The organism is Ruminococcus sp. FC2018 (assembly GCF_000621805.1).
Classification (GTDB): Bacteria; Bacillota; Clostridia; order Oscillospirales; family Ruminococcaceae; genus Hominimerdicola.
Map to the genome: position 1 here is coordinate 26,363 of NZ_JHXH01000014.1, position 25,575 is coordinate 51,937.

16 protein-coding genes, 1 pseudogene and 1 riboswitch are annotated in these 25,575 nt (G+C 45.5%); of the genes and pseudogenes, 5 read left to right on the forward strand and 12 right to left on the reverse strand.

Going from position 1 to position 25,575, the window contains the following annotated elements; translation table 11 throughout:
• Positions 1 to 17: 17 nt before the first annotated feature.
• Together T494_RS12905 and gpr are read right to left on the reverse strand one after the other, a co-directional pair.
• On the reverse strand, positions 18 to 1,484 hold the full coding sequence (locus tag T494_RS12905; protein WP_051540318.1) for a trypsin-like peptidase domain-containing protein: 1,467 nt from the start codon (positions 1,482 to 1,484) through the stop codon (positions 18 to 20).
• Positions 1,485 to 1,621: 137 nt separating this feature from the next.
• A complete protein-coding gene (gpr, locus tag T494_RS0109715; protein ID WP_028506135.1) occupies positions 1,622 to 2,446 on the reverse strand; it encodes a GPR endopeptidase in 825 nt (274 codons plus the stop codon).
• A gap of 243 nt (positions 2,447 to 2,689) precedes the next feature.
• On the opposite strand from gpr, the gene rpsT reads away from it, so the two are divergent.
• The 5 genes from rpsT (at position 2,690) to nadE (ending at position 5,880) form a co-directional block, all read left to right on the forward strand.
• Positions 2,690 to 2,941 (forward strand): 30S ribosomal protein S20, encoded by a 252-nt coding sequence (rpsT, locus tag T494_RS0109720; protein WP_028506136.1) that lies wholly within the window; start codon positions 2,690 to 2,692, stop codon positions 2,939 to 2,941.
• A gap of 170 nt (positions 2,942 to 3,111) precedes the next feature.
• Positions 3,112 to 3,825 carry an amino acid ABC transporter permease gene (locus tag T494_RS0109725; protein ID WP_028506137.1) on the forward strand — a complete coding sequence of 238 codons (714 nt, stop codon included), beginning with the start codon at positions 3,112 to 3,114 and terminating at the stop codon, positions 3,823 to 3,825.
• 12 nt (positions 3,826 to 3,837) lie between these two features.
• Positions 3,838 to 4,602: an amino acid ABC transporter ATP-binding protein gene (locus T494_RS0109730; RefSeq protein WP_028506138.1), complete on the forward strand. Its 765-nt coding sequence runs from the start codon at positions 3,838 to 3,840 to the stop codon at positions 4,600 to 4,602.
• Between the two features lie 19 nt (positions 4,603 to 4,621).
• A complete protein-coding gene (locus T494_RS0109735; protein WP_028506139.1) occupies positions 4,622 to 5,113 on the forward strand; it encodes a leucine-rich repeat domain-containing protein in 492 nt (163 codons plus the stop codon).
• 29 nt (positions 5,114 to 5,142) lie between these two features.
• Entirely contained in the window at positions 5,143 to 5,880 is a 738-nt protein-coding gene (nadE, locus tag T494_RS0109740; RefSeq protein WP_028506140.1) for an NAD(+) synthase, read from the forward strand.
• Between the two features lie 101 nt (positions 5,881 to 5,981).
• Here the strand turns inward: nadE and thiC are convergent, their stop codons facing one another.
• The 10 genes and pseudogenes from thiC to T494_RS0109790 form a co-directional block, all read right to left on the reverse strand.
• Entirely contained in the window at positions 5,982 to 7,286 is a 1,305-nt protein-coding gene (gene thiC / locus T494_RS0109745) for a phosphomethylpyrimidine synthase ThiC (protein ID WP_028506141.1), read from the reverse strand.
• A gap of 13 nt (positions 7,287 to 7,299) precedes the next feature.
• On the reverse strand, positions 7,300 to 8,106 hold the full coding sequence (thiD, locus tag T494_RS0109750; protein ID WP_028506142.1) for a bifunctional hydroxymethylpyrimidine kinase/phosphomethylpyrimidine kinase: 807 nt from the start codon (positions 8,104 to 8,106) through the stop codon (positions 7,300 to 7,302).
• A gap of 3 nt (positions 8,107 to 8,109) precedes the next feature.
• Positions 8,110 to 8,850 carry a hypothetical protein gene (locus T494_RS0109755; RefSeq protein WP_028506143.1) on the reverse strand — a complete coding sequence of 247 codons (741 nt, stop codon included), beginning with the start codon at positions 8,848 to 8,850 and terminating at the stop codon, positions 8,110 to 8,112.
• An 18-nt stretch (positions 8,851 to 8,868) separates the two neighbouring features.
• The gene (gene thiE, locus T494_RS0109760) at positions 8,869 to 9,504 is read right to left on the reverse strand and encodes a thiamine phosphate synthase (RefSeq protein WP_028506144.1); all 636 of its coding nucleotides are present in this window, start codon (positions 9,502 to 9,504) and stop codon (positions 8,869 to 8,871) included.
• 22 nt (positions 9,505 to 9,526) lie between these two features.
• A complete protein-coding gene (locus tag T494_RS0109765; RefSeq protein WP_028506145.1) occupies positions 9,527 to 10,228 on the reverse strand; it encodes a hypothetical protein in 702 nt (233 codons plus the stop codon).
• 12 nt (positions 10,229 to 10,240) lie between these two features.
• Entirely contained in the window at positions 10,241 to 11,035 is a 795-nt protein-coding gene (gene thiM, locus T494_RS0109770; protein ID WP_051540320.1) for a hydroxyethylthiazole kinase, read from the reverse strand.
• 160 nt (positions 11,036 to 11,195) lie between these two features.
• Positions 11,196 to 11,750: pseudogene (gene thiW, locus T494_RS12910) on the reverse strand (energy coupling factor transporter S component ThiW); the annotation flags it as partial.
• 196 nt (positions 11,751 to 11,946) lie between these two features.
• A riboswitch (TPP riboswitch) is annotated at positions 11,947 to 12,054 on the reverse strand.
• Between the two features lie 157 nt (positions 12,055 to 12,211).
• The gene (locus T494_RS0109780; protein ID WP_028506148.1) at positions 12,212 to 23,377 is read right to left on the reverse strand and encodes a hypothetical protein; all 11,166 of its coding nucleotides are present in this window, start codon (positions 23,375 to 23,377) and stop codon (positions 12,212 to 12,214) included.
• A gap of 102 nt (positions 23,378 to 23,479) precedes the next feature.
• Entirely contained in the window at positions 23,480 to 24,508 is a 1,029-nt protein-coding gene (locus T494_RS0109785) for a hypothetical protein (protein ID WP_028506149.1), read from the reverse strand.
• A gap of 40 nt (positions 24,509 to 24,548) precedes the next feature.
• Entirely contained in the window at positions 24,549 to 25,574 is a 1,026-nt protein-coding gene (locus T494_RS0109790; RefSeq protein ID WP_028506150.1) for a hypothetical protein, read from the reverse strand.
• Between the last annotated feature and the right edge of the window lies 1 nt (position 25,575).

A 25,575-nucleotide genomic window follows, 5' to 3' on the forward strand; every position in this document is an offset into this window, starting at 1 on the left:
GGGAAAGATACATATTATCAGAAGTTGTTGAGATAGTCTCTGAACAGGTCGGAATAGCTCTTATACTGCTGGGAATAATCATTATTGTTGGACTTTGAGCTATCCTCGTCGGCACTTTTCGCCTCGTCAAGGGTAACGTTCAGATCTATCATCTTGCCGTCACGGTAAATGGTAAGCTTTACGGTATCGCCTATCTTACACTTATTCTTTACCACGTTCAGCTCGCCCAGGGTGGATACAGACGTATCATTGATGCCGATTATGATATCATTTGGCTTGACGCCTGCTTTTTCGGCACCGCTTCCCTTATTGACGTAGACTACCTGGTAGCCTCGGGGGATATTATAATACTCGGCATAGGTGGCGGATACGTTTCTGCCCGTAATGCCAAGGCTCGGTCTTTTCACATAGCCGTTTTCCATAAGGCTCTTTATCACAGGCATTGCCTCATCTATCGGTATGGCAAAGCCAAGTCCTTCGCCATAGGTAGAGGAAACCTTTGCGGAGGTAATACCGATGACCTGTCCGTAGGCATTTATCAGCGGTCCGCCGGAGTTTCCGTTATTTATAGAGGCATCGGTCTGGATAAGGTTCATGGTCCTGTCCTGGACGGTGAGGACTCTGTCCTTGGCGGAGATAATTCCCGAGGTCACGGAGTTCGCCAGGGAAAATCCCAGGGGGTTACCGATAACGATGGATATTTCTCCCACCTTTATTTCAGACGACTTACCGAACTCACAGGCGGTCAGGTCCTTGGCATCTATTTTCAGAACGGCGATATCCGTCTGGGTATCCTTTCCGACGATGGTGGCTTTATAGGTCAGATCTTCCTCCTTGGTGCTGCTGCTTTTGGCATAGGATTTAGGAAGGAGCACAGAGACGGATTTTGCGCCGTCAACAACGTGTGCGTTGGTTATTATATAGCCGTCGGCACTCATTATTATACCGCTTCCTGTGGCTGTACCCTGGGAGAGGATACAGGATATTCCCACTACGGAGGGAGATACCTTTGTTACTATATCGGGGATAGCCATTGCGTCCGACGGAGTGGCAAGCTGTGCGATGGTGGGCAGGTTCTTTCTGTCCACCTGGGAAGAATCGTTACTGCCTGCGGAGGTATCCTCGGTTTTGCTGTCGTTATCGTCAGCCTTTGCGCTGGCGGTAGTCTGGGGAGACACGGGGTTATTGCCGGTTATAAGGGTATAGCAGACTATTGAAGTCGTACCCAGGGCAATTATGCTCAAAACGGCGATTATAGCGGTAAGGGCTTTTTTACCCTTGCTTGCGGAGGGCTTATGGGGGGAATAATAAAATTCATTGGAGCTTCCCTGCTGATTGAAGTTGGTATAGCCCGAGCCGTCACTGAAGCTGTTATACCTTGAGGAGGAAGAATAGCTATTGGTATTTGGTCTTGAAAAGCTGCCGGAAACACGGTCGGTTTCAGGTTCATATCCGTTATGGTAATTATTATTGAATTCGCTCATATTTCAAACCTCCGAATCGTTTTTGCCGATAAATTATTATGTGTTAATTATTATTATACCGTTCAATGTGATAGTTTTATGATAAACAACAATGTGTTTTATGTTTTTTATTGCAAAATTGCGCACACATGGCTTTTTCACACCAGCGAACGGATATCTTCAAAGCTCAGACCCGGATGCAGGGCAAGATTTATTGCCATGGAAATATAATCGGCGGCATTCTCAACCAGCTTATCTACTGTTCTTGGAGTGACCATAAGGGTGCTTGTGCCGAAATGGTGGTCGGTAACGGTGGGCACGCCCACGGCTACGCAGGGCACGCCGAGGGTGGCTTTGGAAAGCTCCTTTCTTGCGTTATCGACTCCGCTTCCGGGAGAGATACCTGTATCGGTGAGCTGTATCACCGAGCCAAGGCTTTGTATATCACGGCAGGCAAGGGCATCCACGGCGATCACCACGTCGGCATCTACACGGCGGCAGACGGCTTTCACAAGGTCGCCGGCTTCTATGCCGGTCTGACCCAGCACTCCCGGGATGATGACCGTCACCTCTCCCAGCGCATCGGTATAAAGGTGGTGGGCAAACTGTTTTATATGTCTTGTGGCAAAGACTTTTTCGGCGCATAGTGTTCCCACCGCATCAGGGGTGATATGCACATTGCCAAGACCTGCCACGAGGGCTCTTTTGGGGTTGCTGCAAAGCCTTGAAAGCTCCCGGGCAATCAGCTGTGCACGCATTTTAAAGCTATCGCTGTAATTATCAAGAGTCTGTGAAAACTGCACGGTGACATATCTGCCGGGAGGTTTTCCTATGAGCTCCCCTGCTCGGGTATCATGGATATGGGTACGGGTTATTTCAACTCCTGCCTGCTCATTGGTCAGGGTGGAGGTGGTAAATCCATGGGCAGCGGCTTTATCCGAGGTCAGTATGGCTTCCCCTGCAAGGTCGGTTCGTAGGGACATAAATTGCGCTTCCTTTCATTTTCCCGTATAAATACGGCGTTTTAGTGCACTTTGTTCACTTAATCTGTACAGGCATACCCAAAATTAGTGATTTTTTTTGCAAAAAATACTTGCAATTCACCAAGGAATGTGATAAAATATTATGCAAGGCTTGTTTATTAGGGTAGCTGCATCTCCTCTCAGTCTGTAGCTAACTTATCCAAATAAGTACATTTTTATTCAAAATGATCAGGAGGTGTCAGTATGCCAAACATCAAATCCGCTAAGAAGAGAGTTAAGGTCATTCAGACCAAGACTGCCAGAAACAAGGCTATCAAGTCTGATCTCAAGACTGCTCTGAAGAAGGCAGATGCTGCTGTTATCGACAACGCAGACAACAAGGAAGAGGTTGTTAGAGCAGCTATCAAAAAGGTAGATATGGCTTGCACAAAGGGTATTATGCACAAGAACAAGGCTGCAAGAAAGAAGTCACAGCTGGCAAAGAAGCTGGGCTGAGCCATATAAAATCGGAGATATTTTTAAGCCGTCCTTTGGGCGGCTTTTTGTTTTGCCCTGCAGCGGCTGTAAATAAAAGGCACGCTATGATTTGACATAGCTTTATCTATGTAGTATAATATTATCATATTAGTGCGGTAAAGCACAAACAGTAAACTGGTGGTGTAATAATGGATTGGGAATCAATTAAAAAGGTCACGGGCATTCTGCTTGAATATCTGCCCAACACCCTGAAGCTTTTTGCGGTGACGCTTTTGCTGTCCATTCCGGTGGGTATGGTGGTGACGCTGCTGAAAAAGTGCCGCTTCAAACCTGTGGCGTGGCTGACAAACCTTTACATACTTATCATGCGTGGCACTCCCCTTATGCTTCAGATAATCGTGGTGTACTACGCTGTGCCAATGATGAAGGCAAGCATGGAGCGGGACGGCTCTCAGGGATTTTTCTCAAACTTCATTAAAAATATCGACACACGAAGCGACAGCTATATGTTCACGGCTTTGTGCATCGCTTTCGTGCTCAACTATGCGGCTTATTTTGCGGAGATATTCAGAGGCGGCGTTGACTCTATCCCCAAGGGACAGTACGAGGCGGCTTCTATGCTGGGCATGACCAGGATGCAGACCTTCTTCAGGATAATCCTGCCACAGGTCACTAAGCGGGTCATTCCTGCTACCTCAAACGAGGTCATTACTCTTATCAAGGACACCTCTTTGGCAAACATTATCGCTTACGCTGAGATAACTATGAAGGCTAAACAGCAGATGAACACATACAGCTCTATCGTTCCCCTTTTCATTGTGGGCATTTTCTATTTCGTTATGAACGCTGTGGTAACGGTGGCGTTTGCGGTCATAGAAAAGAAATTCAATTATTACAGATAAGGAGGTATCGAGTTGGCTATTCTGGAGGTCAGAAACATTGTTAAGAACTTTGACAAGCTGAAAGTTCTCAAGGACATTTCATTTGACGTTGAGCAGGGACAGGTGGTGGCTATCATCGGTCCTTCGGGAAGCGGTAAGTCTACCCTTTTGCGGTGCATCAACCAGCTGGAAAGGGCAGACGGCGGAGAGATAACCGTGGACGGCACAAGAATGTTTTACACCGACAAGGAAAAAGGCAGGGTGGTTTACGCTTCAAAAAAAGAGCTGCGTGAGATAAGGCTGAAGATAGGACTTGTGTTTCAGAACTTTAATCTTTTCCCACACCAGAGCGTTATGAAAAACATTACAGGTGCGCCGATACACGTGCTTAAAATGCCAAAGGACGAGGCAAGGAAAAAGGCAGATGAGCTGCTGGAGAAAATGGGACTTGTGGGCAAGGAGAACTCCTATCCCTGCGAGCTTTCCGGTGGTCAGCAGCAGAGAGTTTCCATTGCAAGGGCACTGGCTCTCAATCCTAAGATACTGTTCTTTGACGAGCCTACATCGGCTCTTGACCCGGAGCTTACGGGCGAGATATTAAAGGTCATAAAGGAGCTTGCAAAGGAAAAGATGACTATGGTGATAGTTACTCACGAGATGGCTTTTGCAAGAGATGTTGCTAACCATGTTATTTTCATGGACGACGGATATATAGTTGAGGAAGGCTCACCGGAGGAGCTGTTCGGCAACACTCAGAACGAAAGGACTAAGCAGTTTCTGGCAAGGTTCAAGAATTAACATTTGCAGGTATGGTTTTATGCAGGATTTTGAATTTATGATGACGCAGGACGAATGCTACACGGTGTCCTCTTACAAGGGGGACGAGGAAAGGGTGGTCATTCCCCCTATATTCCTTGGCAAGCCTGTAACTATCCTTTACGACAAGCTGTTCAGAGGACACGGGGAGATAAAGAGCGTTTGTATCCCTGACACTGTGACGGACATAGGTGAATTTGTTTTTGACGGGTGCGAAAATCTGCGGCAGATAACCCTGCCCAGGGACCTTAGGTCAATATGGTCTTACGCATTCACAAGAAGCAGCTTTGAAGAGCTTATTATACCTGCGGGGGTGGAAACGGTGGCTCCTTTTACTTTCAAGCAGTGCAGGGAGCTTAAAAGGGTGAAGTTTCTGGGAAATGTGAAAAAAATACACAGCTACGCTTTCTGCGGCTGTGACAAAGGCATTGTTATAGAAGGTGCAGAGCACGCTGTATTGGGCGAGGATCTGTTCGGAGAGACGCTGGGGTAACGGCTCCGGCAAAAAGCGAGGTAAGGATAATGAAAGAATTTGATGTTAAGGACGTTATTGAGCAGGCTTGCAGGTGGATAGTGGATTTCTTTGAGAAAAACGGCAAGGGCTGCAACGCTGTGCTGGGCATTTCAGGCGGTAAGGACTCGTCGGTGGCGGCGGCTCTTTGCGTTAAGGCTCTGGGAAAGGACAGGGTCATCGGTGTACTTATGCCAAACGGCGAACAGGGGGACATTGACTGCGCTTACAGGCTGGTGGAGCACCTTGGTATCAAAAGCTACACGGTGAACATCAAGGAGGGCTTTGACGGCATCGTGGGGGCTATCACAAAGGACCTTGAACTGACCGAGCAGGCACGGGTGAACCTTGCGCCAAGGCTGAGAATGTCAACGGTTTACGCTGTGAGCCAGTGCTGCAACGGTCGTGTGGTGAACACCTGCAATCTTTCAGAGGACTGGGTGGGCTACTCCACACGCTATGGCGACTCGGTGGGTGATTTCAGCCCGCTTTCGCATCTGACTGTGACGGAGGTAAAAGCCATTGGCAAGGAGCTTGGTCTGCCCATTGACTTAGTGGAAAAGGTGCCTTCGGACGGGCTTTCGGGCAAGACGGACGAGGACAATCTGGGGTTCACCTACGCTGTGCTTGACAAGTACATCCGCACGGGAGTTTGCGAAGATGAAAAGACAAAGGCTCTTATCGACCGCAAGCACCAGATGAACCTGTTTAAGCTTCAGCTTATGCCAAGCTTTGAACCGAAAATGTGAGAATCACAATAAACAAAAGGAGCTTATCTGCAAAGCAATGCAGACAAGCTCTTTTTTATTAATGCTTGCTATAATATCACATTTCGCAAGTGGTGTTTACATCAGAGAATATCGATATACTCGCCGGCAAGGGCTTTGTTCATACTGCGCACGGCACAGAATTTTCCGCACATGGAGCAGGTATCGTCATGCTCGGGGGCACGGCTGTCACGGATCGCTTTTGCGGTTTCCGGGTCAATAGAGCACTCCCACTGTTTATCCCAGTCAAAGGTACGGCGGGCATCTGCCATTTGGTCGTCGATGTCACGGGCATGGGGGATCTTCTTTGCGATATCGGCTGCGTGGGCTGCGATGCGGGAGGCGATTATTCCCTGCTTAACGTCATCTACATTTGGCAGGGCAAGATGCTCGGCGGGGGTAACGTAGCACAGGAAGGCTGCACCTGCGGAGGCTGCCACTGCACCGCCGATGGCGGAGGTTATATGGTCATAGCCCGGGGCGATATCCGTTACCAGCGGTCCAAGGACATAAAACGGTGCGCCCATACAGATAGTCTGCTGGATCTTCATATTCGCCTCGATCTGGTCAAGGGGCATATGTCCGGGACCCTCGATCATGACCTGTACGTCCTTTGCCCAGGCTCTTTTTGTCAGCTCTCCAAGGCGCACCAGCTCTTCGATCTGGCACACGTCGCTTGCGTCGGCAAGGCATCCCGGTCGGCAGGCATCACCCAGGGAGATAGTCACGTCGTACTCACGGCAGATGTCAAGTATCTCGTCAAAGTACTCGTAGAACGGGTTTTCCTCGCCAGTCATGCTCATCCACGCAAAAATGAGAGAGCCGCCTCTTGAAACAATGTTCATTTTGCGCTTATGGGTCTTTATCTGGTCGATGGTCTTTCTTGTTATTCCGCAGTGCAGGGTCACAAAGTCCACTCCGTCCTGTGCGTGGAGTCTTACAACGTCGATCAGATCCTTGGCGGTGAGCGTTGCAAGGTCACGCTGGTAGTGGATAACACTGTCATACACGGGGACGGTACCTATCATCGCTCTGCACTCGCTTGTGAGCTTTTGTCTGAATGGTTGGGTATTGCCGTGTGAGGAAAGGTCCATTATTGCCTCTGCGCCCATATCCACAGCCGCCTGAACCTTTTTCATCTCAACGTCATAGTCCTTACAGTCACGGGAAACACCAAGGTTCACATTGATCTTAGTGCGAAGCATTGAGCCTACGCCCTCGGGGTCGATGCACTTATGGAGCTTATTGGCGCAGATCGCCACTTGTCCTTTTGCCACAAGGTCTCTTATCTCCTCCTCGGTGCGGTACTCCTTCTTGGCAACTATTTTCATTTCGGGAGTTATTATCCCCTTTTTTGCTGCTTCCATTTGGGTTGCATAGTCTCTCATAACATTTTTCCTTTCACTTTTTTTCATATGCAAAATCCGACTTCAGGTCAAAGTTATGCGCCATGGGTCCGCTGCCTTTGCCAAGGTCAAGCTGAGCTGCCAGTGCGCCGCAGATATACTCCTTTGCTCTGCCAACAGATTCGTTCAGGTCATAACCTTTTGCAAGATTTGCGGCTATGGCACTTGACAAGGTACAGCCTGTGCCGTGGGTATTGGGGTTATTGATCCGCTTGCCCTCAAACCAGCTTGCCCCATTTTCACAGCAAAGCAGGTCGCTTGCATCACTGACGCTATGTCCGCCCTTTAAAAGCACTGCACAGCCGTATTTTTCATAGATCGCCTCGGCGGCTTTTTGCATATCGGTCTTATTGTTTATTTCCAAACCCGAAAGCACCTGCGCTTCGGGAATATTTGGTGTTACGAGAGACGCTATTGGGAACACCTTTTCGGTGAGCGTTGTTATGGCATCGGTCTTTATCAGCGCAGATCCGCTGGTGGCAACCATTACGGGATCGGCAACTATGTTTTTCGCTTTATAGGCGGTTAGCTTTTCGGCTATTACCGTCACAAGCTCCTTTGAGGAGACCATGCCGATCTTTACCGCATCGGGGAAGATGTCCTCAAAGACAGCATCGAGCTGCTGCGCAAGGAACTCGGGTGTGACTTCCATAATGGCACGCACGCCTGTGGTGTTCTGCGCTGTGAGGGCGGTTATTGCGCTCATTGCATACACGCCGTTGGCGGTCATTGTTTTGATGTCGGCTTGTATGCCTGCGCCGCCGCAGCTGTCGCTGCCTGCTATTGTCAATGCTGTTTTCATAGATTACTCCTTTGTAAATAGTGGTATCTTTTTGGGTTCGATATCAGTCTTTCCCCAATCGGTTTTGAGAAACTCGTTTATCAGTTTGTCGTAATTTTTATATCTCTCGGGGTGGATACCGAAGATGTATGAACGCTGTGTCCCTCTGTGAAATGTCAGCACTATTATCTTTACACCTTGACATACCTGTTCCAGCTCTTTCTTTTTCTCTGCCCACTTGGCATCGTTCCTGCGTGCTCTGTGGCAGTAATAAACAACATCTTTGCCCTCGTTGTAATAGGCTTTTAGTTCTTCGAGTGTTGTGTATTTCTCACCGTTTGCTATTGACGGCTTGGTATAGGGGTTAAGAGTGCCGTTGTCGGGGTCGGCGAAGATAAGGTCAGCACCGTCAGTGCACAGCTTTTTCATAGCTTTTTTGTGCCATTCATCACGGATAGCCTTGCGTTCTTTTCTGCCCTCTGCACTTGAAGTATTGAGCGTATCGCTAAAGAAAACGGCATTGGGTATGATTTGTTTTCTTTCGATGTCCTTAACGCATTTGCATGTTTTCAGCATTTTGAAAAGTTCATTGTCATAACAGCCAAACTCATCTTTACTCAGATAATCTTTGAACTTGCCGTCTTTTGAACCGTCATCTTTGGTCAGATACCAGTTCACGCCGATATTTATGCCTTTTCCTGCAAGAAAACGCAGCAATCCGTATTTGCCGTAATCGCCTATATCACCGACATACTGATTTTTCATAAGAGCTCCTTATCTGATTCAGAATCCAAGCTTGTCTTTTACTGCCTGTGAAAGTTCCTCTGCGGCGGTTTTGGGGTCATCGGCTTTCATTATTGCGCTCACTGCACAGATGCCTGCTATTTTTATTCCTTTCAGGACGTCGATATTATCCTTATTCAGTCCGCCGATGGCATTGACGGGGACAGGCACGGCTTTACATATTTTATCCAGCATTTCTGTTGAGGTCAACACTGTTTTTACCTTTGTGGTGGTGGGATATATTGCTCCAACGCCGAGATAGTCTGCGCCCTGCTCAAAGGCTTCAAGTGCCTGCTCCACGGTTTTGGCGGTAGCTCCGATAATATAATCCTCGCCCAGTATCTTACGGGCGGTCAATATTGGCATATCGCTCTGCCCCAGGTGCACTCCCTCGACCTCTGCTGCAAGTGCAACGTCCACACGGTCATCAATTATAAGCGGCACATTGAACTGCTTGGCAAGCTGATGTACCTTTTGTGCAAGGCGGATATACTCTCTTGTGGTGCGCTCCTTTTCACGGAGCTGGATAAGGCTCACGCCGCCTTTGAGGGCACTTTGCACCCTTTCAAGGAACTCCTGTTCGGTATAGGGGGTGCTGTCGGTTATAAAATATATTCTTGTATCGAGGTTTTTCATTATCTTTCCTCCGTACCTGTGGTCAGTTTTTGCCCTTGTAGAGCCTGTGTGTTCTTGCTTTTTCAAGGAAATCTGCGAGCCTACCGTTTTCGATAAGCTCATCGTGCAGGCTTTTGCCGAACCTATCGGCGATGTCCTCGGCGGACTTGTGCAGGAAGAACTCTCTGTCGAGGGCGTGGTAAAACGTGCCGCCGAAGCAATGGCTTGATGACGAGCCAGGTGAGGAGACGTTTTCTTCTATCTGTGCAGAGCCGTCACGGAGGAACTGCAATGTGAGGGTGGTCGTTTCGTGGGCGGGTGCGAACTCGTAGCTTGCGAGGAAGAGATCTCTGTGTCTGAAATGCAGTCCGTTTTCAGCGGCAAACTTTTCGGCGAACGAATCGAATGTGCCACGGATAAGCACGCCGTTATTTTTGAGCAGCTTTTCGAGCTTTGGGGTCATTTTAATGTCGGTTATCGAATCGGGCAGGACAAGTTCTTTTAGGGTATCCAGCTTTTCGAGAAAGGCGGTATCTATCGAGGTGAAGCCGTAGTCGTAGCCGCATGCGAGGGTGTCCGTAATGCTCAGCGAGATGTCGGCAGGGTAGCCGCCTATTTCCTCGGCGAACTCGGCGAAGATCTCGTCCAGGGAGATCTTGAGTGCTTTTTCGGAAATTTCGCCGTCGCCCCACGCTTCAAATTCGAGGGCGTAGTCACGGTCAAAATAGTGGTCAAAAAGGCTCACGGTGACACCTCCTTAAAGGGTTTGTATTTTTGTCAGAGAGTTTATCTGCCGGTCAGTTATGGTGGAAAGGGCATCAAGCAGGTTTACCATAAAGCTGCCCGAGCCTTTATCTGTTTGGGCAAGCTCGCCGCAGATGCCGAAGACTGCACACGCCGCTGCTGCGGCATCAAGCGGGTTTGCTGCCGAAAGATATGCTGCGCACAATGCGCCCTGCATACAGCCTGTACCTGTGACCGAGGCAAGCTGTTTACAGCCGTTTTTCACAAGGTTTATTTTTTTGCCGTCGGTTATCACATCCGTTTCGCCGCTGGCAAGGATAACTGTTCCAAGGTGCAGGGAAAGCTGCTTTGCGGTCTTTACGGTTTGCTCAAGGGTAAGGCTTTTATCCGCATCCACACCTGACGAAGAATAATCCTGACGGGCAAGGGCGGTTATCTCGGAATAGTTGCCTTTGACCACCATTGGCGTGAACGATCCCACAAGCTTCAGGGCATATTGTCTGCGGGTAGGCAGGCAGGCTGCGCCGCAGATGTCCAGCATAAAGGGCACATTTTTTTCTATTGCAGTCCGGGCACTGATAAGCATGGACTGTTTACGCACGTCGGTAAGGTTGCCCATATTGAGCATGACCGCACCTGCGGAGGCAGTCATTGCGGCTGCTTCCTCGGGGTGCTCTGCCATCATTGGTCTTGCGCCTGTGGAAAGAATAACGTTAGCGCACTGGTTTATTGAGATAGGGTTGGTTATACAATGTATCAGGGGGGAATTATCCCTGAGGGATTTTCTTATTTCACTTATCTGCTCCAACTGGTTTTCCACCGGCTTTCTTCACTATAAAATAAACAAGTGCTGCGGCTGCAAAGGCTATGAGCGAGCCATAGGCGACATACTGGGTGGTTTTTGCGCCAAGCTTAAACATTCCACAGACCACTTCCGCCACCACAAAGGCTATTGCACCGAAGGCGGCTATTGTCAGGGAATTTGACAGGACGCCGGCGTTATCGGCAAAAGCAGGCGAGCCAAGGGCTTTCTGCATTTTACCAAGGCTTCCGTTATCGGCAAGCTTACGCAGGAAGAAGTATGCGATGCTGCCGCCGATAAGTGTTCCTGCCACGAACGAGGGTATGTAGAACACCCAGCCAAGTCCTTCTCTGCCCCAGATAAAGCGCATTACGGGATAGGAAACCACTGCGCCGACGATACCTGTGCCGATGACCTCGCCCAGGACGGCAAAGATTATCTTGCCTTTTGAGAGTCTGTAAAAGACTCCTGACAAAAACGCACCGAAGACGGCACCTGTAAGTGCAAGGGGCGGTATTCCCATAAAAGCCATTCTTATTATTCCGATGAGTGTGGCGCACAAGAGCGAATACCACGGTCCTAAAAGCACCGAGCAGACTATATTTATCAGATGCGCCATTGGGCACATGCCCTCTACTCTGAGTATAGGTGAGATAACAACGCCTAAAGCTATGAGCATGGAGAGCACGACCATTTTCATAAGATTCTTCGATCTTTTCACTTGAATATCCTCTTTTCGCATTTATTTTCGGTCGCAGATCTATTTCTGCCTCTCACCCTGAAACACAGGTTCCCATCGCAAAAATACAAGACACAAGGAGCTCCCCTTCTATCCGCCCGATCCTTCGGGATAAGCGTTGTCACTTCCTTTCACACATAATAAAAACAGGGCTCCCGAAAAGGCAAGCCCTGCGCATTGACGAAATATCATCAAGTACCTACGTTGGCATTACCCAAATCAGGTTTACGGTCAAAGGTAACACCTTTTTCTCAGCCTGTCCCCACAAGCTCCCGTCTGTTTCCGAGTTTTATTATACACCTTTACTCATAAAATTGCAAGCATATTCCAAGATTTTTTTGCTGCCCGATAGAAGCAATGCGGCGGCTGCGGGAAACTCATTGTAAGTTATGCTTTAAATGCAAAAAACAGAGCCGGGAGGTTAGTCCCGACTCTGTGGGTTGTTATCTGATCACCCTTGTTTCTACCTTTGCATTGGTATAGATCAAGTAATCCTGCGCCCAGGATGACTGGATACGGGTGAGTGATGCATTTCCCTTGGCAGGGTTATACATCTGTGCGGTAAGTGTTACTTTGTAGTTGGAGTAGGTATCGTTCCACTTACCACTTCCGTCGCCTGTTTTGACCTTATAACGTATAGGAAGCACGTATACTCCGTCGGAAGCCGCACCTCTGGTCTTGAGCAGGGACTTATCAACTCTTACGGTATACACAGTACCGCTTTCTCCTCCTGTACTTACAAACTCAACACCTGTTGGCAGTGTAAAGCTGTCGTCAAGTATCTTATTCTGATCGAAGATCACATCGCCATTATCCGCATAGATCTTCAGATCTGACAGGAAGTCGCTGATCTTCAGAGGTGTACCTTGTGCTGTGGGACTATTCTCTGACGGGAAGACGTAACTGTTCTTCTTGGAAAGTGTAAGGGTATACTCAATATAGTTGCTTGTTGTTGTCAGCTTATGGGTATCATACTCACCGTTGGAGATTATATATCCCTCGCTGTCAGTCTTTGCATTTATACCAAGTGATCTGTACTTTCCGTCCGCTTTGACCTCTGCTGTATCTTCGGTATTCTCCACCATATTGTAGGAAAGTGTTGCTGCAGCGGTTTTGGCAACATAGTACCTGTTGGCATGTTCCTTCTTCTGCGAGGTTGTGCTGTAATCAACGCCTGAGGCAGAAGACGAAATATTAGAGTGACCGATGACCTTTGCTCCTATTTCGGGATCAGGTGAATTAGGATCGTTAGTCGGGAACTGTGCGTTTCGGCTCAGATCGTCATAGTACGCAAGAGTAAACTCTGCCTTTATGGTCACTGCGTATTGATTGGATGAATCCCACAGATACTCCAGAAGATTCTCGGCACTGGTCAGCTTGATAAAGCTTGAGGAGCTTGTATCAATGGTAGGTGAAGTCACATTCTGTGCACTGTCAGGGAAGTTGTTAGATGAATATACGCCCGGTGCCAGTTTGAACTCACTGCTGACTATCTGAGAATTCTTGACTATTCCAACGATCTCGTCTCCCATGTTTGAAAGCTTCTGTCCATACGTCATAAGGAACGCATGGTAGATCTGAGTTTTCATTTTTTGCTGAGACATCTGAGTTGCAATAGTATTTCTTTGCGTACTGTCTTTCAGATTGATCGTGGTCAACATGGTGACTTTAAGTGTATTGTTCGTTGCTGAAATAAGTTTCGTGCTCTGAGGAGTCCAAACTGTCAGTGATGTATCCGACGTTGCGAAGTTATCCTCATAGATATCACCTATGATGAGATATGAGTACGACTTTGCATTGATTTTATTAGGCCGCCAGTTTTTATCCTCGATCTGATCATTTCCTGATCCATCCTGTATATGGTCAAACTGAGCAGGTGAAGTCAGGGAATAATAGTAGAAATTATCCTTCTCATTCTGGGTAAAGAATGTGAGATAGTACCGTTCCGGCTTAACATTTACAGCTGTTACTTTATACTTCTTGACATCAGCACCATCGCTTCCGCTGTTAAACGGTCTGTAATACTTTTTACCTGATGCGGTATTGACATAGAAGGTAGCCGCTGAAGCATCGGAAGCTTCAACAAGCGTTCCGTCGGTGCTGTCCTCTTGAACTGTTATTTGCATAAGATCGTTAAAGCAAGACGGTTTCCACGCATTATTGCTGCTGTCCTTGAAATCAACAAGGTTAATGCTTCGACTGGAAGCTGTTTCAGATGCAGGGGCAACAGGGGCGTCAAGATAATAGCTCTTTCCGTCCTTGGTGGAATCAACCAGTACCATCTTGGTAACATCAGGCCAGAATTTATCGCTGGTATGTTTCTTTTCTATGGTGATAGTTTTTCTGAAGTTACCGTCAACAATAACGTTTTCACCGCTGTTAAGTGCTTCGATCCACTCATTATCAGCCTTGCCCTCATCAGTACGGAAATACTGATATTCAAAGGCATAGGTTACAGGGTTTCCAAGGTTCTCAAACAGGAACTTTGATTCAAAGTTATTGTTGGTATCGTTGTCATATGCATCCTTATAGTAGTTGGTATTGGAAGCAAGGGTAGCATAGAAGTTATATCTCAGGATCTTTCTTGTATACACAGGTACATACAGATGATATGCGACCTTTGCGGCGGTGATATTAGCAGTCGAACCGGTGCCGGTCACGGTTGACGGATCGTAGAACTGAACGTCAACGAGGGTAAACTGCTGGGTAACTCCTGTATCAACATACTGCGGCAGCATACAGAACTTACTGTTTGCACCGACGCCTTCAATACGCAGGTTAGCAAGATCCTTTTCATCTGTACCGGTCTGATCATTAAATCTCTTTTCACCTGAATCATAGACCATTTTACGAAGCTGAACGTTATATACCTGCTTATTGGTTGTACTGTCTGCAAAGTTATACGATGTATTGGTAAGTGTACGCAGATAACCATTGATAAGATCGGTAACGTTGCTGCTGTTGGAGTCATCCACAACGATCAGCGGGAATTCAGCTATATTACTGTCTTTTGTAAGGAATTCCATGTTCGACGTCGAATAGTGATCCTTTATATAATTCATGGTCACATTATCAATAGCAGGTACATTGCTGTATGCTTTTCTTACATTTCCTGCTATATCGGTCCGGATCTTTTTGAACATAGAATTATCGTATGTGTAAGACGAGCCAGACTTACTTATTCCGTCACTTGTAAGGATATTGGAGCTGTCGATCTTTAAGGACGGGCTGGAGGTAACAAACGGATAGTTTTCGTTCTTATAATTGTATGTTACTCCACCGGTCGTTTCGTCATATCCGGCAGCTGTATACGCAGCAGCCTGATCCTTATTATTATCGTAGGCAGTATAAGTTGTTCCATTTTGTGTCCATGTCTTGATACTGCGCATGGTCTCAACGTTATTGGTTTCGCTGAGATCGGTGTTATTGACATTTGAGAACCAGGGATACTGTGTGCTTGTTTTGCTGGCGTTATCGTTATAGTCTGCAAAGATAACGTAGCCGTTGGTGCCGTATGGAGTAGAGGCATCCGGGCAAGAACCCACAAGGTCTGATATCATCTTGTTGTTTCCACCGGTTCTGTCGTCCTGACGTGAGAAGCCTGCGAGCTTGATGACACAATAAGTGTCAGTATTAGCAACAGTATTACACCTTCTCCAGCCACAGATATAGCCCTGATTTGTTCCTGTGAATGTCAGATTTTTAGCGAGGATATTGTATCCGTGGAGATACTTTTGCTTACTACCCGAAGTATACTGTATTCCGGCAAGACCACCTGCATAGCTCAATGCTCCATCAGTATTATTTGTAGCCTTGATACTACAATCAGATATTTTAAAGTTCTCAATATCAAATCTATTATCCTTATCTGTACCGTTAGATGAAGGGTGTTGCCCGTAGACACCAACAACACCGCCGGCAATCTCATTTGCCTCAATAGTGTATCTTTCAATATTGCTGTTCTGTATCAGAACATTACTCATTTCATGTTTTACAGCACCTATAAATCCACCTGCTGCTACATAATAAGCTTGTTTTGATGGGTTGTTTTCCTGATAACTTGTATATCCGTTACACTTGACGATTGCTTTGGCATTGCTGTTGCTGTAAACCTCTGTGTTAGTAATGATCGACTGATTACATACTGTTTTTAATATCGGGTGAATATCAGTTTTATCAGATGTTGATGCGATATAACCAAGCAGTCCACCTGCTATATATGGACTGGTCACTGACTGATTATACACCTTGCAGTTGTCAAGGAACAAAGTAGCCTTATTCTGCATTCCTATAAGTCCGCCCGCCATTATGCCACCGATACTATTTTCATTGCATTTTACCGTTGTAGCCTCAACTGCATTCTTATCACCTACAATGACATTTCTGATTCTTACATAACTTGTTTTATTATTACCAGCATCTAAAACGGTTGAGGTTCTACAGAAACCAATAAATCCACCAACGCCGTAGTTATAATCGTATCCGGATCGATAATCACAATCACTGACAACTTCAGTAATGCTGTAAGTAGCATTATTGTTGTCAATGTCGATCATTCCATTGTAGCTCTTGCCTATCATTCCGCCTGCCGAGCCGCCACTGTGAATCTTGATCTCTTTAGAAGGTAAGCTTAAAGAATTTTTATAAGTAGTTTTATAAAAAGTGTTCTTGGTTCCAGCAACACATCCGATAAGTCCACCAGCATTTCTTACACCCTTGACATTAATGTTTTTTACTGCAACACTATCAAGATACTGCTCGGCATTAGATGTGCCCATCAGCATTCCTGCACTTACCATTTGTACTCTGTCAATACCACTTCCACCGCTTGGATCTGGAGAACTAATATCACACAGATACGGTATATGATCACCTGATTTATTATCTATGCAATCGCAAATAACGTTGCCGGTAAGAGTAAAGTTATAGTACTTTTTACTCTCACTATTTGTTGATCCCTTTTGATTATTGAACAGACCAAAACCGATATCACCTATATGAGGATATCCTGAATCAAACTCACTGTTCTGATAATCAGCAACAGTTGTGTTCGCTTTTGAAATTGGATTTGTATTTTTCTTGGAGTAGTAGTAATAATAGCTCGAATTCTGGGATATGGTCGCACCGTTGCCGTTGAAATTGGTAACAGACATTTTGGCATTATCATTGGTACTATAATACATATTACCTATACCCTTGTAACCATCTGGCAGGTAATATGTGCTGTTTTCATCAGTCAACGTGATAGTACCTGATATCTTATCTTTTTTATTGACATTTGTCGTATAGAATTTTGCAAGATAACCGGCTTGTTCAGAATAAGTTGTTTTATTTAACCAGTCATTTTTAGCATAATTCTTATAATCGTCAACACTTGTATTAACGGCAGTGAGATTTGTTGCTACATCAGTATAATCAGCCCAGCGAGTGACCTGATATGACTGTTTATAACCAATTATATTGCTTCTCATTCCGCTGTTTACAATTAAGGACATAACGAAGAAAGCCTGACCGTTTGGCACGCCAATATTATTATCCTTATTACCATAGTAAGTATCAAGCTGAGTTAAACCTTTACTGATATCTGTTATTGAATAATGCTTTGTGCCGTTTTTCAGCGTTACGCCTATCTTGTTTGCTTTTGTACCGTTATAGGACGAGGTGATCTTGCCATCAGTGCCCTTAGTCTCGGTATAATAAACCTTTGTACCGTCGCCGTACTCTCTTACGCCATCCTCAAAAGGTCTGTAAGCGCCGGATTCGGTAACTGCATATCCGTTTATAACACGGCCGATTATCGGGTTCACGTAAAGCCACGCAAGATTGTCGCTTGATGTTGAGGGAGAACCTGCATTAGCGGGAGCAGCATTTGATGCTGTCAACTTTGAATCGCTGAGTGCACGGGTAGTTCCATTATAGTCTCCGGCGGTTTCGTCCATGTTACGGAAAATCACTCCGCCATTTACTATTACTCCAACATATCCGCCAACAGGAGCAAGCTGCGGTGTTCCGGTCAGGCTGATCGTCTTTTCAAACGACGAATAATCAACAAGACAGTTGTCTATGATATTGTCTCCGCCGTGAACTTTACCAATAAGCGCTCCATATGCGTTTGTACCATTGTTGTTATCCATTATTTTGAACGCAGAGGATGTTCCAATTACGGGTATATCTTTTTCAGATGCTACTTTAATGCTGATGTTTTTCAGCACACAGCCATTGGCATTGGCAATAAGCGGGTACACAGTCTTATTGACTATAGTTTTACCGTTACCCACGATAACGCCTCTGAAAGGAACATAATTATTCTTATCAGAAGTTGCGTAGCCTATTCCTTTGAAATTACTTCCTTTTATCTCGATCTCGTTTTCATCACCGGAGAGGATATAATACGCACCGGCAAGGTATTTCTCCATATATTCTTTGGAAATAAATGTACCGGATTTACCGCCACCACTGGGATTTTGTGTAGGTGTTCCGGAATAATAACCTGACTGACAAGTTATGGTTCCTCCATTACCGTCATCAATAGTCGGATTATCATAATATTTTAAAGTTACATGACCATATGAAGAATTATGCCATGTTGCTGCAGAACTCGTAAGATCAACAGCCTTTCCATTCTTATCTGCGGGTACACTAATCTCGGTCAACGTATGGTTTTCCAAAAAGATCTGCGAAAGAGCGACAAAGTTTTCGTCCTTTTCCAGAGTATACGGATCATTGTAAGTTCCGCAGCCGCTGAAGCCCTCAGAACTCTGGTTGACCATTATCTGGTGAGTCTTGTTCGCCTCGTTGTATTCCGTATATACGTAGGGAAGGAAATCCTCACGGAAGTGCTGTGCATACTCACCGGTAACATCCCACAGAGAAACAGGATTAACAAAGCATTTATCTGTTTCACCTTCTTGAGGCTCACCATAATAGTAACGCTCCTTACCGGGATACTCAGTAGATGTATCTGAAACGGTATAGCCAAGTTCTTTTCCATATGTCACTTGATGTGGTGCATCTACATTGCTATCAGGGTCAAAATCTTTCCAGTCTTCATCCCATGTAAAGTTATATTTACCGAAAGAACCCGGTTCGTATCTGAACTTTTCCAAAAAAGTTGCATGTGTAAAAATCGAACGCTCCGTACCATATTTTATGTTTAGCTTATTATCATAAGCGTAAGAATCTTCCGAATCTAGTACAGTAAGGTTCTTATTCCTTCCGTCAAGGATCATCTTTGTAAACTCAATTGAAACACCAGTGGCACCGTTAGTACTACTGCCATCTACATTACCTATTAAACTGGTACCTGCCTTCGGGCAATCTACACCATTTTCTGTATCTGTAAGCAAACCAGGATATGTGGAAAGCGAATCCATCATTTTTCTGTAGCTTGTCTCAACTTTTGTTCTTGAGTTATAATCACGCTTTGAATACGCGCTTATAGTAAGCTGAGTATAATCGCCCACTTTATTTATCAAAAGCGGAGCATACTCATCTTCGTCACCGGTCATATCATGGACATAAACCCTGTCAAGCCGTATAGAACCGGTGACATTTATCACTGCCTTATGGTTAGCCGAACCCTGTACCTTGCCGCAGATAAGCGCACCTGAACCATAAGCTGTTTTACCAACGTTGCCCTGAAGCTTAACTTCACCTACGCTTAGCTTAGCATCAGAATTAACATTACGGAACAGGCCGTTTTGCAGCAGATAATGCTGTGTCTTATCAAGAGATGTTCGTTGAAATTCAGTAGGATCATTTGCGTCTGGATTGATAACAATTTTAGGTTCACAAAGCTCAAACTCCTTATTATAAAGCTTGAACGTGCCGTTCACGGTAACGCTGCTGTCCACATCGACCGGATACCAGCTGTAGCCCTGCATATCATAAGTGCCATCCGCTATACTATTACCCATTGTATCATTGAAATACTCACTTATTGACTCATGGGCATAGTGACCCAGACCCCAGCGCATAAGCTTTGGAGCATCTTTACCATTATCTTTACTGCTGTCTCTTACAACGTCAAGATTGTAGTAGTATCTTGTATAGGGATTTGCGGTATTGCCCTCAGCTGTCTGAGCGGTATAAGAATTGCTGGGAGTATTGCCGCTTTTGTCCATATAAAGCCCATTTGGTGCAGCTGTCTTTATAGATATGACCGCTGCTTTGTTCTGAAGGACATAGAAGTTTTCGGTATCTCCTGCGGGAGCATAAAGCCTTGTGCCACTTCCGTTATCGTTATAGTAAGCACTATACGCAACTATTTCATCAAATACGCTAAAGCCGGAAATTCCGGTAACGCCTGTTTTTGTTATCTTATACGCATCCTTGTTCTGCAATTCAAGATAAAGTGCGGAGCTTGTGCTACCTTTATAATCATTATTGTTGGTGGTATACCAGGCTTTGTTTACAAGAAGACCAAGTGATTTTTTCCCGCCGGAAGAGATCCGGAGATCTTTGAGCTGAATATCGTTTGCGTCCTTTACAGTCCAATAACCTGTGCCGCAGTATACCAGTCCGCCGATATCGCCATAATTCGATTCAACGTTTCCAAGAGTTATCGTGTTGTGGGTAGTCACAGCCGAGTTGCCTTCGCCCTCGACCTTTTCCTGTGCAACAACATTATCAAAGTCAACATTTACATTTCGCCATTCATAACCCAGAAAGCCGCCGATAGCCCTTGTACTCTTAGAGGTATCTCCGCTTCCGGTTTTGGAAGCCGACAGGGAAAGACCGCTTACAGTTATGTTTTTCAGCTTAATGGAACGGTTAGACTTAGTGGTATTTGCATTATGGGAAACAACTGCCACAATGCCGCCCATACGGTTATAAGCAACACCCCATGTATTTGAAATGCTGCCTGAAACATTGACATTGGTGAACTTCCACTCATTACTGTTATTACTTGTCTCATTGATACGTCCGACAACGCCGCCAAGATAAAGATCGGTGGTATTGGAAGCTGTGCCGGAAATATTCGCAGTAACATTAACGGTATTTATATCTATGCTGCTAATAGTATTTGTTGCCTCACCGAGAACACCGCCAAGGGTAAGCTTCGCTCCGCCTGCATGACTGAAGGCGGTGGTAACATTCATATTGTTTGCGTTAAAGGCTCCGCTTGCTTCGGCTGCTGCTGCACCTGCAAGCATTGTATCCTCTTTGGCATTAAGATAAACGTTTCCGGCAAGGTTGACATTTGTGATCGTAAAAGCACTGACAGAACCAAACAGACCCACATAGTTGTGGCGGTACTGTTTACCCAGACCTTCTTTGGAATGTGAGGTGATGGGTATGGTACCGTCTTTGCCGTAAGGCTCACCGATAGCAAGGGTGATAGTTTTACCGTCTGAAGATGACAATGTACCTGTATAGGTATGCTTAACATCTTCGCTGCCAATATCATTATCTCTTGTTAATCCGGTAATTCCCGTTCCGGAAAGATCTATATCTGCGGTCAAAGTTATAGAAGCTTCGTTGATCGTATCCCATTTATAATTTGTGTTTGCAAAGCTTACATACTCATTATTTGAAGCATCGATCTGGAAGCAGAGCGCTGTCTTGGCAAAATCCGCCACCGATCCGATGGTTGTATATGCACTTGAAGGAGAAGCTATCTGGACGGTATGGTCAGTTTCGTTTACATTGAACAGTTGGTTTTCGGCTGTGAGAGATGAACCGTCAAAGCGTATCACCTGACCCCATGAGCCGATGTCATCAACTGCTGCGCCGCTCATATTTCTCTTTAGTGTCCAACCCGGCTTTGCATAAATCAGGGCATCGTCACGGTATCCCACAATTATGCCGACTTTGTTTGTTTCATCTATGTTAGTAGTGTCATTCTTATCAGGTTCAGCTGACTTTGCACCGCTAAGGTCTATGGTGCCGTCCATTCTCAGGACGCCGTAGGCAAGACTGCCCACCAGTCCGCCGCCTTTATAATTTTCGCTGGTTTTTATTGTAACATTCTTGGCATCAATGAACGCCTTGTCGCCATTGCCAACCAATCCGCCGAATGTCAAGGTCGAAGCGTTGGCAGCCGAGCCAAGTGTAAAGCCGTTGAACTTTACATATGATGTTCCATCTGTCTGGTTAGCAGTAACGGTACCATCTATCACGCCTATGCCGCCGCCGTAAACCTTCGCCTTGGATGCTCCGTCGGCAGACACGCTCTTTCCTGTTGTTCCATTAACAGTAAGCGAATGGCTCTTGGAGTCGACCCTATACAAACCGATCAGTCCGCCATATGCATTGCAGGTATCGGTGCCTGCACGCTTTGATTCAATATCACCATCAACACTTATCGTAACATTCTTATCGCTTTCCAGCACACCGATAAGACCGCCGCTTCCTCCCGTTCCCTGGAGTGAGCAGCCGTCTATTTTACAAACATTCGTTTCTATTGTAACATCACTGCTTGGCTTATAATAACCAAAGAGTCCGCCTTCACCCTTAACACCGATTATGGTCTGGTTCACGGTATGATTTTCGGAAATAACTACATTTCCGCCGACGCTGTATCCGGCAATACCGCCTGCGAAGCCTTTACTGCTGTCTTTTGTTTCGATTTTTGTATTTTCATCGAAAGGAGATGAAGAGCAGGTATACTCGAATGTGGAGTTGGCTTCCATTTTTCCTACAAAACCGCCGGCATTTCCATTTTCGGTTGTGATCTCGGCAATTTTCCTATTAGAGGTAAAATCAAGAGTAAGTGATGTTCCTGTTTCCATTGTTCCGCAGGCAAATCCGATATTGTCATCACCCTGTATGGAAACATTCTCAGTATCGCCCTCGCCCGTATTCATAGTTACGCTAAGCTCAAGTTTAGCGGCACCGCTGTGGATAGTATCATTTCCGGACTCGGAATAGGTATAGTTGTTCCACATTTTGCCGATAAGTCCGCCAAAATTCCTTAGTGTAGCCGAGGGAGAATCTTCGATCTTAGGCGTACAGATATTTATATCCCATTTGTTTACAACAGCTTCTTCACCGCTATCAGGATCAGGGTCACTACCGCTGTCGTGGATAACGTTGTTAGCAAGCAGAGGCTTCAGGCTATTACGTCCCTGTGCATAGTATCTTGAGATATCCAGCGGATAATGATCTACCTCTGCATTATCAGACGAACGTAAAACTTGTGCGGAATCATACACATAGTCAAACAAAGGCTGTTCAAGGTTAAGGACGATTCCGCTAAGTCCGTCTACAGTCACAGATCCTTTGAACGGATACTTTTCAGTACCAAGAGGCATGAAGTCTATCAACAGAACATTCGATGTTACATTGCCCGCTTCAAGGTTAATACGGATCTTATCGTTCTGGTGGGCTCTGTGATATTCATTCGCTCTTTTAGAATAATCTACAAAGTTGTTCGGTGTCAGTTCCACATATCCGGTATGTGGGTCCGGCAAAAACTTAATATCATCAGCAGATTCATCATGACCCGCTGCAGACGCATTGATACTGTAAAAATCGAGCTCACCCAACTTCTCGCTGATCTCAAGCATCGGAAGTGCACCAAAGAACATAACGGCAGCAACTACTCCGCTTATAACACGTTTGTAAGCTTTGGTTTTCTTTATTCTTTTCAGAAGCTTTTTATTCATATGCATCATACTCCCAAAATGTCAGATGACTGTTAAAGCCATCGCTTACGCTTTCCCTTTCATTTCAATAATTCAAATTCCATATATACTATTCTTATAGTATTATCCTTCATTAGTTATATTGTTGATCTCATATGTCACCCAGGTATTATCCAACGCCTCACTACGCTGTTTAAAGAAGTCGTAATTATCCGGCCTTCCCTGTTTAAGATAAAGCTGGATATTATATCGGTTTCTTTCACCAGCATCGGCGCTTATGGTCATTTTCTTCCAGCCGGCTTTCAGATCATCGTCTACAGGGGTTCCGACTTCGGGATAGTCTATTACAGGGTTTTCCTTAAAATACTTATTCATATCAATTTTTTCAGGATCCCATCTTATGGTGACCTCTGCCTTTCCGGAACCTGTAACAACCAGATTATAGCCGTCTGCTTCGCCTCTGTCTATACTTGCTCTTATTTCGCTTACATAGGCATCCCAGCCGCCGCCTGCAGAACCGGTTTCGGTTTTAAGTCCGATTATTCCTCCGATATCCCTCAGATCGCTGTATTTTCCTGAGGTTTTCTTAGGCTTTGCTATCAGCTGGAGACATATACCGCTGTCGGTATCCGGATTCCATCCATTATAGGTAAGGGTATACTTATTATCAGCATCGGTTTTAACATAGGTATAGTCAAAGCTTCCGCTGAGATTTGAATTATTTACCTCAATTGTTGTATTGTCAGGTTTTGTTATAACGATCGTTCTTGTTCCCATATCCGAAATAGCTGCGCCGGAGGGATCGGTGACCTTATATTCCATCGTATACTCTATATCCTCAGGGTAGGTCTGCGCTGAGTTACGTGTGCTGAAATTCCAGATATACACGTTTACATCGGCGGAAAAATCCGTATCCGGCACATCGGGCTTAGTCACATACTTTGCCTGATATACATTATTTCCGCCCTCAGTCAGATAGTTTGACGAGAACATCATTCCCTGATCGGAAGCAGACACTACGACCCGCTTCATATAATTGTTGTTAAAAGCGTACTCAGCATATGCTACATATGACAGTAATCCCACAGATACAGCAAGTATCCACGCAAGGAGCCACTGCTTCTTTATGAACTTAAATATTTTCTTTTTCATACGCCGCAGCTCCTTTCATTCAGATTTCCGAAATCTAAGATCAGCCGTTTCCTCTGTCAACAGAGAGATAAACCATATCAGTTTCCTTATTGATAATACTTGCCTGCTGATCCGTATTCCATGTTACTTCCAGAATATAATACTTACAGAAAGTTCTGTTGTTTTCATCGATCTCGTCGCTCCTCAGATTCACGTTCTTCTGCCAGTAGATCGGAACGGCGTTCTTATGAACGTCGGTATATTCAGCATAAGTCTCGGTATAATACTTTTCTTTGGATTCATCGTTCAGGGTCTTTCCCAGGACCTCAGAGTAGCTTGCACCTTCCATGGCGACTTCCTTTTTGTTTTTAGCTTCCATTTCAATGTCGCTGCCCTTAACATAATACAATGTTGAAGGAAGGGTCGGGTCATTATACTCGTCGCCGGATACTACCAGTTTATTCTCGGTATGGCTATTTGCGTTAAGGTTATATTTAACTATATCCTCATCATTGGCACCGGAAGGAACCGCCGCTGCTTCGTCAACTCCGGTGGTGCCTTTGTTATATCTGTACTGGGTCGCATCATACACCTTATAGGTAAACTGGTTATTGGTCGTATGGGCAAGCTGGAGTGTAAAGCTTCTGGTGCCTGATCCGGAGACAGAAAAAACGTATTGTTTTTTATCTATCTTCTTGGTATAGCTCAATTCAGGCTCTGTAACATACTTAGGCGAACCGTCTTCGTTGGTAATTATCTGATCCTGGTCGTCACGGTGGTAGTTAGGTTGATTTGTACTTTTGCTGTAATAAATATCGTTGCCGAACTCATCGGTAACATTGGCATTGACATTTATAGCGCCAAGGTCAAAGAACACTCTGTCCTCTCGATGGGCGGCATTTACATAAAGCGCATTCGGATACTCGATCTTGAACATCTCTGCTGCCTTTTTCTGCTCATTGAACCACGCAAAGGACGGTATAGAGATCATAAGACAGAAGGTAAGCGTCATGGCAGTTACCAGCTGCATTTTTTTCCTTGCAGGCAGATCATCAAATCTGCGGAAAATCTTTTTTATTCTGTTCACT